The organism is Nitratireductor sp. GZWM139 (assembly GCF_030068685.1).
Taxonomy (GTDB): Bacteria; Pseudomonadota; Alphaproteobacteria; order Rhizobiales; family Rhizobiaceae; genus Nitratireductor; species Nitratireductor aquimarinus.
Map to the genome: position 1 here is coordinate 63817 of NZ_JAMQML010000007.1, position 12325 is coordinate 76141.

A 12325-nucleotide genomic window follows, 5' to 3' on the forward strand; every position below is an offset into this window, starting at 1 on the left:
ATGCCGGCTGCTCCAGACGCGGACAAACGAGCACCGGAACGCGAAGAGGGCGCGCGGCTGGCCGACAGGATCGTCGGCTTTGCCCGCATGCTCCGGCGCGCGGGGCTGCGCGTGGGACCGGCCGCCGTTATGGACGCCATTCAGGCGGTGGTGACGGTCGGCGTCGAGCGGCGCGACGACTTTTACTGGACGCTGCACGCCACCCTGATTTCCAGACATGAGGATCATGCGCTGTTCGATGCGGCGTTCCGGCTCTACTGGGCGCGGCGCGACGAGCGCGATGAAGGGCGGACCGAAGACGAGGGCGACGAGGCGGAAGTGCTGCGCGAGAAGAAACGCGCCGGCGACCGCCGCGCCGAGGATGCGCTGGACGAGGAGCGCCGGGCGATCATCAAGAAGCGGCCGGAGTTTGAACTGGACGCACGGCTTTCCTTCACGGCGATGGAGGTTCTGCGCCAGAAGGATTTCGCGCAGATGTCGGCTGAGGAAGTGGCCGAGGCCCGCCGCGCCATGCGCGATCTCGTTCTGCCGTTCGACCGGGTGGCGACGCGCCGGTTCAGGCCGGACCCGCATGGGGCGCGGATCGATCCGCATGCGATGCTGCGGGCGAGCCTGCGCACCGGCGGTGACCTGATCCTGCCGAAATTCCGCTCGCCGCGCCAGATCGCGCCGCCGCTGGTGGCGCTGGTCGATATCTCCGGTTCGATGAGCCAGTATTCGCGGGTTTTCCTGCATTTTCTGCATGCACTGACGGAAAAGCGGCGGCGGGTCTTCAGCTTCACCTTCGGCACACGGCTGACCAACATCACGCGCCCGCTCAGCCGGCGTGACCCCGACGAGGCGCTGGAAGAAGCGTCTGAAGCGGTGCGCGACTGGTCCGGCGGCACGCGTATCGGCACGGCGCTTGGCGATTTCAACCGGCTGTGGTCGCGCCGGGTTCTGGGACAGGGCGCAATCGTGCTCCTGATCACCGACGGGCTGGAGCGCGATCATATCGAGGTTCTGTCGCGGGAGATGGAGCGGCTTTCGAAATCATGCCGCCGGCTGATCTGGCTCAACCCATTGCTTGGCTTTGACGGGTTCGAGCCGCGCGCACGCGGCATGCGGGCGATGCTGCCGCATGTGGACGAGCTGCGGCCGGTGCACAATCTCGATGCGCTTGGCGATCTGTGCGCCGCGCTGACGGATGCGCCCGCACAGGGCGGGGACTTGGCACGGCACTTTCAGCGTGCCCATATGAAGGGCGGGAGAAACGCCAATGTCTGAGCTGAAACAATCCGATGAGACACGCGATCCGCTGATGATCGCCGAGGACTGGATGCAGGCTGGCCGCGATGTGGCGATTGCCACGGTGGTGGAGACCTGGGGGTCTGCACCGCGCCCGGTGGGAAGCCATCTGGTGATCGATGCGGATGGCAATTTCGAGGGCTCGGTGTCGGGCGGCTGCGTAGAGGGCGCGGTGGTGGCGGAGGCCGCCGATGTGCTGACCGAGGGCAGGCCGCGCATGCTGGAATTCGGCGTCGCCGACGAGACGGCCTGGGAAGTGGGCCTGTCATGCGGCGGGCGCATCAGGGTTTATGTGGAGAGGCTCGGCTAGTGGATCCGCTGTCGCTGAAGAAACTGAACGCGCTGCGGCGCGAACGCAGGGCCGCGATCCTGCTCACCGATCTGGAAGACGGGCGCGACCGGGTGATCCGCGAGGGTGACACGGTGGCCGGTGCGCTTGGCGAGGCGGTGGCGCGCGCCTTTCGCTCAGGCAAGTCCGGTGTGGTGGAGATCGACGGGCGCACTTTCTTTTTGAACGTGCACCTGCCCGAACCGCGCCTCGTGGTGATCGGGGCGGTGCATATCAGCCAGGCGCTGGCGCCGATGGCCAAGATTGCGGGTTTCGATCTGACGATCATCGATCCGCGCACGGCGTTTGCCACGCCGGAGCGCTTTCCGGGTGTCGCGCTTCATGCCGAATGGCCTGACGAGGCGCTGGCGCGTCAGCCGCTCGACGCCTACACGGCGCTTGCCGCGCTGACGCATGATCCGAAGATCGATGATCCCGCGCTGCGGGCGGCGTTTGAAGCGGATTGCTTCTATATCGGCGCGCTGGGCAGCCGGAAGACCCACGCAAAGCGCATCGACCGGCTGACGGAGGCTGGCGTTTCGCCGGCGGCGCTTGAGCGGATCGATGCGCCCATCGGGCTCGACATTGGGGCGGCAACGCCGGCGGAGATCGCGGTTGCCGTGCTGGGCGCGGTGATTGCGGCGTTGCGCTCGCGCGGGCCGGGGGACAGGAGCGTATCGGCGTGAAGTTCGGACCGCTATCCATTGACGAGGCCGAAGGGGCGGTGCTGGCGCATGCCACGATGGCCGGCAAGACGCGGCTGCGCAAGGCGCACCGGCTTGGCGCTGCCGACATCGCGCTTTTGAGGGCGGAAGGCGTCAGGACGGTGATCGCGGCGCGGCTGGAGCCTGGCGATCTGGACGAGGATCAGGCGGCAGAGCGCCTTGCGGCAACGCTTGCGGTGGAGGGAATTTCTGCGCGCGCGCCCACGACCGGGCGGGTCAATCTGCATGCGCAGAAGGCGGGGCTCTTTATTGTGGACCGGCAGGCGGTCGATGCGGTGAACGCCGTCGATCCCGCGATCACCATGGCCACGCTGCCCGATTACAGCGCGGTGAGCGAAGGGCAGATGGTGGCGACGGTGAAGATCATCCCGTTTGCCGTTTCCGCCGCGCAGTTGGACAGGGCGGCTTCTGCCGCGCACGGGCCGGTGTTTTCGTTGCGGCCCTTCAGGGCCATGCGCGTCGGCGTGGTGCAGACGGCGCTGCCGAGCCTGAAGGACAGCGTGCTCGACAAGACGGCGCGCATCACGGTGGAGCGGTTGCAGCGCTCCGGCAGTCATGTGACGCGCGAACTGCGGCCTGCCCATGAGCCGGATGCGGTGGCGCGCGCCATTACGGCGCTCAAGGATGAGAGTGACATGCTGCTCGTCTTCGGCGCTTCGGCCGTGTGCGACGCCGACGACGTGATCCCTGCCGCCATCCGCAAGGCGGGTGGAACGGTGGAGCGGGTCGGCATGCCGGTCGATCCGGGCAATCTGCTGGTGCTGGGGGCCATCGAGGGGCGTCCGGTGATCGGCGCGCCGGGATGCGCGCGCAGCCCCAAGACGAATGGTTTCGACTGGGTGCTCGACCGGTTGATGGCGGGGCTCGAGCTTTCCTCGGCGGACATTGCCGGGATGGGCGTTGGCGGGCTATTGGCCGAAATTCCGACCCGGCCGCAGCCGCGTGAAGGCAGGATTGCGGAGCGTGCGCCCTCCGTCTGGGGCGTGCTTCTTGCGGCGGGACAGTCGCGGCGCATGGGTGAACACAACAAGCTTATGGCGTCATTCGACGGCGTGCCGCTGGTGCGGCGCACGGGAGCGGCGCTGGCGCAAAGCCGTGTCGACGGGGCTGTCGCCGTGCTCGGGCATGAGGCAGCGCGCGTGCAGGGCGCGCTGGACGGGCTTGGCATGGCGGTGGCGGTCAATGATGCTTATGCGGAAGGACTGTCCACCTCGCTGAAAGCCGGCATTGCGGCGCTGCCGGAGGAGGCGGCGGGCGCGCTGGTGATGCTGGCCGACATGCCGGAAATCAGCACTGTGGATCTCGACCGTCTGGTGGAGGCCTTTGTGAAGGCAGGCGGCAATGCGGTGGTCAGGGCGACGCATAACGGCAAGCGGGGCAATCCGGTGATCCTGCCGCGCGCGCTGTTTGCCGAAGTGGCGCGGCTTGAGGGCGACACCGGCGCGCGGCATGTGGTGGAGCAGGAGCTGGTCGGCATTGTCGATGTGGAGACGGGCGCTGCCGCGCATCTGGATGTGGACACGCCGGAGGCGCTGGAAAAGGCCGGCGGCGTGTTGAATCGATGAGTGCGATGTCTCTTGCAAGAAGCTGTATTCGCTTGGGTTTTGCCGGATTTATGGTGGCTTTCTCCGGTATGAGCGCACAGGCGCTGGAGCTTGCCTCGCAAAAGGACCGGCTGTTTGCTTATCCGGCGGTTCTTTCATCGAGCGATGGCGGCGCTTACCGGGTGGTCGACTATCGGGAGATGCGGGACATCAACGGGCGCGACGCGGTGCCGGAGCGCCGCGTGGACGGGCGCTACATCTCCACCGGTGTACGGCGGGCGCAGCAGGATCTGGCGCTGCAGACCAATGCGGGCACGGTGCGCCATGTCGCGGTCGGCAAGACCGAGGGTGCGAGCGCCATCGTGCTTTATCTGCATGGTCAGGGCGGCAACCGTCGGCAGGGGGTGGACGACTTCACCTTCGGGGGCAATTTCAACCGCATCAAGAACCTTATGGCAAAGAGCGGCGGGCTCTACCTGTCGCCCGATTTCTCGGATTTCGAGGCGCGGGGCGCACAGGAAATCGCGGCGCTGATCGCGTATTATGCGGAACGTTCACCCGGCGCGCGGGTGTTCGTGGCCTGTGGTTCGATGGGCGGCGCGCTGTGCTGGCGGCTGGCGCAGGACCGGGTAACAGCCGACCGGCTGGGCGGGCTTTTGCTGCTCGGTTCGATGTGGAACGATGCGTTCCTGCAAAGCCCGGCCTTTGCTGAACGGGTGCCGGTGTTCTTCGGGCATGGCAGCGAAGACCGGGTTTTCCCGGTTGGAAATCAGGAAGCGTTTTTCACGAAAATCCGTTCGTCGGCAAAGGGTTATCCGGCGCGCTTCGTGCGTTTTGAGAGCGGGACGCACGGCACGCCGATCCGTATGAGCGACTGGCGCGAGACCCTGAACTGGATGCTCGCGCAGCCGTGATGCGTGAGGCCCTGGCCTACGGGCCGGTGTGATAGTCGAGGATCGTTACCGGGTTCTGCTCGCCGTCATAGGACGCATCCACATCGTAGCGCACCAGAGTGAACGCGCCCTCGCGGAAGATCCATGTACCGGCAGAGAAGGCGTCTCCGACGCCGCGCCACTTGTTGTAGCTGGTAAGTGTCTGCGTTCCCGGATCATAGTCCGAGTTCACCAGCGTGCTCTCGGCGGTGTAGCCGACGATGCGGATGTCTTCGACCTTGCCGTCGCTGTCGCCATTCTCGTACTGAACGCTGGTTTCCGGCATGGCGAACTGGACCGGCGACACGCCGCCCTGCGGGCTGGCCAGAATATAGGCGTGGATCTCGTTATAGGCGCCGGTGCCGCAATAGAAGCGGAAGAGCCGGGCTTCATGCTTCGGCGTGTCCAGGGTCTCGTAGGAATAGTTGAAGGGGATGGTGTAGCTGTCCACCAGATCGAAATTTTCCGGCGGTGGCGGGCAGGTTTCGGCGTAGACCGCAGCAAACATCGCCTTGGCCTCGGCCAGAACCCTGTCGGTTTCGTCGGGGGGACCATCGCCGCAGCTTGCCGGCAGAACATCCGTCAACTCGCCGCTTGCGGGCTTGAGCGATGCCTTCTCGATGTGGAGCGGGTTATAGGGCGTGCCCTGGATTGTCGGGTTGGACAGGCGCAGCGTGTAGCAACCGGCGAAAACCTGCTCCTTGCCGTCATTGTCGGTGGCGCGGATGGCGACGGGAAGCGAATAGATGATGCTGCCGGCTGCGCCTTCGGAGCTGACCGCACCGGTGGCGAGCTCGACATTGGCGGTGTTGGCGTAGCCTTCCTGATAGGCATCGAGGCTCTTTGCCGGGGGCGTTGAGAAATAGTCGTAGGCGCGCGCATATTCCTTGCGGTTGACCGCGTTGTAGAGCGAGCGCAGCAGCGTTTCGGGGCTCGAACGGTCGTCCAGATAGGCGTCCTGCTGCTGGGCAAAGGCCGGAGCCTGAAGCGCGGCAAGGATTGCGGCGGTCGTTAGAACGGGTCTCATCATGGCCTCCTCGGCTTTGAAACTGGCGGGAGAGTAACGCGGCGTGCGTCGATTCGGACAGATGTTACTGTTCCAAGATTGCCCGGATTGTGTCCGGGGCGATGGGGAGGCAGCTGCGTCGCGCAGCTCTCGCGCAGGGTGCGTTGCGCTGCTCGTTCAAATAGTGTGTTTTCGCTGGGGGATTTCTTAACCGCAGCCGGCTAAGGCTGAAGCTGGCAGGCTTTGCGCAAACGGGAGGCGTTTGTGCGCTTCGGGCCTGAAGGGGGCCGGAAAGAGAGACATGGCGATCGGAGGAAACCGCAATTTTGCGGCCTTACTGGACGAACTGATCAGCGAGGAGGCAGAGCGCACCGGCGGTGCGGCCACGAGCCTCAACTCGCTCGATTATCTGTCGGTCGCCGAAGAGCTGCATTCGGGCCGGATCAACTTCACCGACAAGCGGGCGCAGGACGCCTATGACGCAGAGGAAGCATTTGCGTCGGACGAGACGCCCGACGCGGTTGATGAGGTCAAGGCCGCCGCGGAAGACGAGCCACCGGCAGCGCTGCCGCTTTCCACCGATCCCGACGAGATTGCCCGGGAGCTCGGCTTGTATGCGGACATTGATGCGGGCCTGCTTGGCCGGATCCGCCGCGACTTCGCCTTCAACAATCACCCCGACCGTGTGCCGTCCCATCTGCGCGCCAATGCAATGGAGCGCATGCAGGTGGCGAACATGCTGATCGATGAGGCCAAACGCGGCAAATTCAGGTTGCCGCGTTCGGTCGAAGCCAGGGGATGAGCCGGTCACGCCGGAGCCAGCGCACGTAGAGCAGGACCGAGACGATGGCGAGGCCGCTGACGAGGCCGATCCAGATGCCGGGTCCGCCCATGCCGAGCGTGAAGGCGAGGACGACACTCGACGTCATGCCGAGCCCCCAATAGCCCAGAAGCGAGTAAACCATCGGCACCTTGGTGTCGTGCAGGCCGCGCAGCATGCCCGCCGCAACTGCCTGTGCGCCGTCAAAGATCTGGAACAGGCCGGCAAAGGCCAGGAAGGTGATGGCCAGACCGATCACCTCTGCGTTTTCAGGCAGGTCGAGATCGAGGAACGCGCCGATGAGCAGTTCGGGTATGGTGACCATCAAAAGCGCCATCAGCGCCATGAAAGCGATGCACATGACAAAGGCGGTCCAGCCGGCGCGGGTGATGCCATCAAGGTTCTGTGCGCCAAAGGCGCGACCGACGCGGACCGTCGCGGTCTGACTGAGGCCAAGCGGCACCATGAAGCTGATCGACGCGATCTGGATGGCGATGGCGTGCGCGGCAAGTGCGGGCGCGCTGATGAGGCCCATCAGAAGGGCTGCGGCGTTGAAGATCGTGACTTCGAAGGTCATGGAGCCGGCAATCGGCAGGCCAAGCCGGATCAGCTCGAAGAAGCGCGGCCAGTCGGCGCGCCAGAAACGGCCGAAAAGCTGATAGCGGCGAAAATTGCGCTCGACCGAAACGACGAGGGCAAGGCCGAGGAACATGAGCGTGCTCGAAATCGTGGTGGCGATGCCGGAGCCTGGAACGCCAAGGGCCGGAAAGCCGAGATTGCCGAACATCAGCGCCCAGTTGGCCAGCACGTTGAAAGCCACCATGACGAACATGATGCCAAGCGCCCAGCCGGGGCGCTCCAGCGCCGAGATGAAGGAACGCAGGATGATGTAGCCGAAGAAGGGCAGGGCCGCCCATTGCAGCGTGCGCACATAGCTGCCGGCGATGCGGGCGAGTTCCGGGTCCTGTCCCATCCATAAAAGGATGCTCTCGGACTGCCAGAGAAGCAGCCAGATGGGAAGGGACACGGCAATGGCGAGCCACAGGCCCTGACGCACGGTGCGGCGCACATCGCGCACCGCATGCAGCTTGCGGCCAAGCGCGGTCGCCATCATGGGTGAGGTGGCAAGAAGCAGGCCAAGGCCGAAGATGAGCGGTGCGAAATAGAGGTTGTAGCCGAGCGTGCCGGCAGCCAGCGCATCCGGTCCCAGACGGCCCATCATCATGACGTCGGTGGTGGTCATGGCGTTCTGCGCCAGATTGGTGAGCACCATCGGCCAGGCGAGCGAGAGTGTCGCCCGCGCTTCCGCGATCCACGGATTGACCGGCGCGCGTGCGCCGGAAGCAAAAACCGTCATGTCGTCTACCCCTTGCGGCGGGCGGAATGTTCAACGCCTGCCGGAATCAATCGCGGAAGGAGGATGCCTTCGGCGAAGCATCGCTTTTAACGCGCCCAGCCTGACAGGCAAGGCGGTTTCGTTTGGTCCAGCAAGCTTTGCGTGTAACGGGGGCGTGTAACGGGGGCGTGTGACGGGGAGACGACGGAGGCGGCAGCGGACGCTCTCAATAGGGGAAGGATCGCTCCAGACCGTCTGCCAGTCGTGAGACGATTCCCGGATCGGCTGCGGTTGCGGTTTGTTCAAGGGAAACGAGGTCCACGGGTTGCGTGATGGGAGAGGCCGTGCGGTTCACGCTCTGGAAGTAATCTTCGAACTTCCAGTTTCCCATCGACGCGCCGACCTGGAGCCAGACATTGGGCACGCCGAAGGAATCGGCGGCGATGAGGCCGTGAAGACTGGAGGAGAGCACGAAGTCGCAGCGGGCGATGTCACGGGCGATTTCGAGTGTGTCTTTGCTGGTGAGGTCGATCAGGTGGACGCCGGGAGCCCTGGCCAGTTCCCGAATGAGCGGGCTTTCCTGATGGTGAATGTGGGGGATGAGGCCCCAGCGGTGTCTTCTGGCGGGTCGGTCAAGAATTCTGGGTAACAAAAGGGCCGGGTCGCCCAAAGGCGTTTCTGCGGGGAGGTTCATCATCCTGCGGGTGAGCGGGCCGCGCACGCCGCTGACGCTTGCATGATGGTAGCGACCGGAAATGTCGCCGAAGCAGCCGGTGCCCCAGATGTGTGTTCTGCGCAGTGGCTTGCGGAGTGCGCGTTGCCAGCGCCGCTTGGTTGCCTGCCCCAGAAGACTGCCGATTGCGATCATGTCGCAGGACTTGATGCTTGCGTGCCGAACGGGGCGCTGTGCGTAGTGTTCAACGATGAGCGGCGACAGATCATCGCCGAAATTGCCTTTTGGAGCCTGCCACCAATAGAGGCCAATGGGTTTGCTCATGGCGCCCTCCGGATCTTGTCTGAGAGGTGCGATGTGGTTTGAGCCGATCAGTATACACCAATCAATGCCCGCTGATGGCGGCGGACATATCGTCCAAAAGGCGTAGGGTCTGGCGGCGCTCAGCTCTCGCCGGAGCGTGCGCGGCGGGAGCGGCGCGTGCCTGTGGCGGAACCGCTTTCGGAGGCGGACTTGTTGCGCAGCGGGCCGACGCGGGCGACGACATCTTCGATGGTCGGGCGTTGTTCGGGATGTTTGTGGCCGTCGAGCGCCGTGCGCATGGCCGCCAGATGCTCGAAGGATGTGCCGCAGCAGCCGCCGATGATCTTTGCACCGCCATCGACGGCAAGCCGCACATACTCGCTCATCAATTCAGGCGTGCCGGAATAATGGACTTCCGTGCCGCGAAATTCGGGAATGCCGCAATTGCCCTTCACCACGATTGTGGCGTCTGGCCGGGCTTCGGTCATGTCGAGAAGGGTGGCGAGGATGTCGGGTGCACCGACGCCGCAATTGGCCCCGACGGCGACAGGCGGCTGGCCGAGATCGTCGACAACGCCGTGAATGTCCTTCGGCGCAAGGCCCATCATGGTGTGGCCGGCAGTGTCGAAGGAGCCTGTATAGGTGTAGGGCAGGCCAATGCGGATCGCGGCTTCGGCAGCCGCATGGATCTCTTCAGGTGCAGACATGGTCTCGATCCAGGCGACTTCCGCGCCGCCCGCCTTGAGGCCTTCCATCTGCTCGGCAAAGGCTTCAACCGCTCCATCATAGGTGAGCGCGCCGAGCGGTTCGAGAAGCTCGCCCGTGGGGCCGACGGAACCGGCGACGATGACACGGCGGCCAGCTTTTTCGACGACGCGGCAGGCGATTTCGGCGGCTTTCCTGTTCAGCTCGAAGACGCGGTCCTGCGCATTGTGCAGTTTCAGCCGGTGGCGGGTGCCGCCGAAGGAATTGGTGAGGATGATGTCGGCGCCTGCATCGATGAAGCCCTGATGCAGCGCCTCGATCTTTTCCGGCGCATCCTCATTCCACAGTTCCGGCGCATCGCCGGACTCAAGCCCCATGGCGAAGAGGTTGGTTCCGGTCGCGCCATCGGCGAGGAGAACGCCTTTTTCGGCAATGAGGGCATCGATGGGATTGGGGATCGAAGAAGCTTGCATCGGGTGCCCTCCATTCGGGCGGCGCTGTTTCAGGCGTTGAGGGTATAGAGAGGCGTTTATGCCCGTCAATCCTCCCGGAAGGCCCGGACGGGACGCGGGAAGGCGATCAGCCGAGCCGCAGGCTCTTTACAAAACCGGCGGCCTCATGGGCGTTGATCTCGGCATCGCGAATGAGACCGTCGAAATGGCGCGTCAGGCGCTGCACGGAGCTGGTGGCGCTGAGGACCAGATAGACGCCGCCCATATAGAGCGCGGCGCGGTAGGGGCCGAAGATCGTGTAGGGCGCGGAGAAGCGTTTGCGCCCGTCGAACAGGAAGAGGCGGAAGGTCGGGTAGAGATCGTCCAGCAGGCGGGCCATGTGCACAACCTGCTCGGCGCGCACCTTTTCGGGCAGGGTGCGCCAGACGCCTTCTCCCTTGGCGAAGAGCTCGAGTGTCTGGCGCGGCATGCAGACTTCCATGTCCGTTTCCGGCCTGCGGTTGTAATCGACCCGGTACTGCGCTTCGCTGATCTGGGTGGCGCGGCGCTGCGGCATGGCTTCGGCTTCGTAGAGGATGACGGCTTCGGTGCGCAGCAGATCCGGAATGCCCGATGGCACGTAGCGGATCTTGGTGCCGACGGCCTCGGCGTGCCATTTGGCGAGCAGCGTGTCGTTGAAACCGCCCTGCGCCTCGGCGATCTCCAGGCTTTCGCGCAGGTCGCCGGTGATGCCTTCATCCTGACTGAGGCCAAGGAGCCAGTCGAGCGAGACCTTGTGTTCGGCAGCGATGTTGATGAGCGTTTCGGCACGCGGCAGGCGTGTGGACGCGCCGGAGAGAAGCTGGGAGAGGGCCGAGCGGTCTATGCCGACGGCGCTGGCGAAGGCCGACTGGTTGAGGCCCGAGCGCTTGAGCAGGGTTTTCAGGCGCTCGCGGAACGTGCCGGAGAGATCGCGTTTGTCGATGACAATCCTGTCCATGATGCGCTCAATCGTCGACTGATGAGTTTTGTAAACAATTGATGCTCTTGGTGCGCAAAGTCAACGCATTGTGCGTATTCTCGCATTGCGTGTGCCGGGGCCCTCCTGACAGTTTCATGTCAGGATGCACGGCGCGCCGCGTTTCCGGGCCGAGAGCGGGGAGCGATTGGTGCCGTGCGGCGCAGAACCGGGATAGAGATGAATATGACAACCAGACGCCGGGGCGCAGGCCGTGCGGCGGTGGAATGGCCGACGCTTGCGCTGATTTTCTTATGCTACGGAGCCTGGGCTGCGGCGGGGCTTTTTCTGTGGCCGGATTGGCCTTTGACGGCACTGGCGCTTCTGGCGTTGACGGTCGCGCTGCAGAGCTCGCTGATGCACGAATGCCTCCACGGCCACCCGACGCGGCGGGCGCTGGTGAACGAGGCGCTGGTGTTCTTGCCGCTGGGGCTTGTCTATCCCTATCGCCGTTTCAGGGCGCTGCATCTGCGCCATCACGCAGACGAGCGCCTGACCGATCCGTTCGAGGACCCGGAGAGCTATTACCGGGCGCGGTGGCGCTATGAGGAAATGCCGGGCTGGGCGCGGCGTCTTCTTGGGATCAACAACACGATGGCCGGTCGGTTCGTGCTGGGACCGGCGATCATGACGGCAGGCTTTCTCGCTGCGGAGATGAAGCTGATCCGGGAAAATGCACCCGGTGTGCGCAGGGCGTGGCTTCTGCATGCAGCCGGGCTGGCGGTTTTGCTGCCGGTGGTCGCTTTCGGGTTCGGGATGCCGCTGTGGCTTTACGTGCTGGGGCCGGCCTGGCTTGGGCAATCGCTGATCTCGGTTCGCACCTTTGCAGAGCATCAATGGTCCGAGCGGCCGGACGGACGCACGATCATCGTGGAGCGCTCACCGCTGGCGCTCCTGTTTCTGAATAACAATCTGCATCTGGTCCATCACAAGATGCCGGGCGCGCCGTGGTATCGACTGCCGGCGCTTTATCGCGCGCGGCGGGCGGAGTGGCTCGCCATGAATGACGGGTACAGCTATCCGGGCTATTTTGCGCTGGCGAAGGACTTTGCCTTTCGCACGAAGGAGCCGGTGCCGCATCCCGCACTTCGACGGGCACGGGAAGCCGCCAGCGCGTTTCGTCCGCGCGCCCATGGCCGCTCGATGAGCGGGACGGGCAGTGTGCCAGTTCCGGCAAGGCCCGTGAAGGAGTAGGGCGCTTGCCATCATCCTTCCAG

12 protein-coding genes are annotated in these 12325 nt (G+C 64.7%); 7 read left to right on the plus strand and 5 right to left on the minus strand.

From position 1 onward, the window contains the following. The 5 genes from NDI72_RS10440 (at window position 1) to NDI72_RS10460 (ending at window position 4798) form a co-directional block, all read left to right on the plus strand. Window positions 1-1266, plus strand: a complete 1266-nt coding sequence (locus NDI72_RS10440; protein ID WP_206552692.1) for a vWA domain-containing protein — start codon at window positions 1-3, stop codon at window positions 1264-1266. Continuing rightward, window positions 1259-1597, plus strand: a complete 339-nt coding sequence (locus NDI72_RS10445; RefSeq protein WP_113155031.1) for an XdhC family protein — start codon at window positions 1259-1261, stop codon at window positions 1595-1597. The genes NDI72_RS10440 and NDI72_RS10445 overlap by 8 nt, the downstream gene beginning before the upstream one ends. Beyond that, complete coding sequence (locus NDI72_RS10450) at window positions 1597-2301, plus strand: XdhC family protein (RefSeq protein WP_206547679.1); 705 nt, start codon at window positions 1597-1599, stop codon at window positions 2299-2301. Before NDI72_RS10445 ends, NDI72_RS10450 begins: the two co-directional genes overlap by 1 nt. Next, window positions 2298-3905 carry an NTP transferase domain-containing protein gene (locus NDI72_RS10455; RefSeq protein WP_283800434.1) on the plus strand — a complete coding sequence of 536 codons (1608 nt, stop codon included), beginning with the start codon at window positions 2298-2300 and terminating at the stop codon, window positions 3903-3905. The genes NDI72_RS10450 and NDI72_RS10455 overlap by 4 nt, the downstream gene beginning before the upstream one ends. A 68-nt stretch (window positions 3906-3973) precedes the next feature. Then, window positions 3974-4798, plus strand: a complete 825-nt coding sequence (locus NDI72_RS10460; RefSeq protein ID WP_502888389.1) for an alpha/beta hydrolase — start codon at window positions 3974-3976, stop codon at window positions 4796-4798. A gap of 16 nt (window positions 4799-4814) precedes the next feature. On the opposite strand, the gene NDI72_RS10465 is transcribed toward NDI72_RS10460, so the two are convergent. Then, a complete protein-coding gene (locus NDI72_RS10465) occupies window positions 4815-5843 on the minus strand; it encodes a DUF1176 domain-containing protein (protein ID WP_206545514.1) in 1029 nt (342 codons plus the stop codon). Between the two features lie 280 nt (window positions 5844-6123). Here NDI72_RS10465 and NDI72_RS10470 point away from each other — a divergent pair, with 280 nt between their 5' ends. Next, window positions 6124-6624 carry a hypothetical protein gene (locus NDI72_RS10470; RefSeq protein WP_206545438.1) on the plus strand — a complete coding sequence of 167 codons (501 nt, stop codon included), beginning with the start codon at window positions 6124-6126 and terminating at the stop codon, window positions 6622-6624. Here the strand turns inward: NDI72_RS10470 and NDI72_RS10475 are convergent. The 4 genes from NDI72_RS10475 to NDI72_RS10490 form a co-directional block, all read right to left on the minus strand. Beyond that, a complete protein-coding gene (locus tag NDI72_RS10475) occupies window positions 6590-7999 on the minus strand; it encodes an MATE family efflux transporter (RefSeq protein ID WP_206545437.1) in 1410 nt (469 codons plus the stop codon). The genes NDI72_RS10470 and NDI72_RS10475 overlap by 35 nt on opposite strands. Window positions 8000-8204: 205 nt before the next feature. Then, window positions 8205-8975 carry a polysaccharide pyruvyl transferase family protein gene (locus NDI72_RS10480; protein WP_283800436.1) on the minus strand — a complete coding sequence of 257 codons (771 nt, stop codon included), beginning with the start codon at window positions 8973-8975 and terminating at the stop codon, window positions 8205-8207. A 119-nt stretch (window positions 8976-9094) separates the two neighbouring features. Then, window positions 9095-10132, minus strand: a complete 1038-nt coding sequence (gene bmt / locus NDI72_RS10485) for a betaine--homocysteine S-methyltransferase (protein WP_283800437.1) — start codon at window positions 10130-10132, stop codon at window positions 9095-9097. 106 nt (window positions 10133-10238) lie between these two features. Further along, entirely contained in the window at window positions 10239-11090 is an 852-nt protein-coding gene (locus tag NDI72_RS10490) for a helix-turn-helix domain-containing protein (protein ID WP_162742301.1), read from the minus strand. Between the two features lie 198 nt (window positions 11091-11288). Between NDI72_RS10490 and NDI72_RS10495 the strand changes: the two genes are divergently transcribed. Continuing rightward, window positions 11289-12302: a fatty acid desaturase gene (locus tag NDI72_RS10495; RefSeq protein WP_502888390.1), complete on the plus strand. Its 1014-nt coding sequence runs from the start codon at window positions 11289-11291 to the stop codon at window positions 12300-12302. The last annotated feature ends 23 nt before the right edge of the window (window positions 12303-12325 follow it).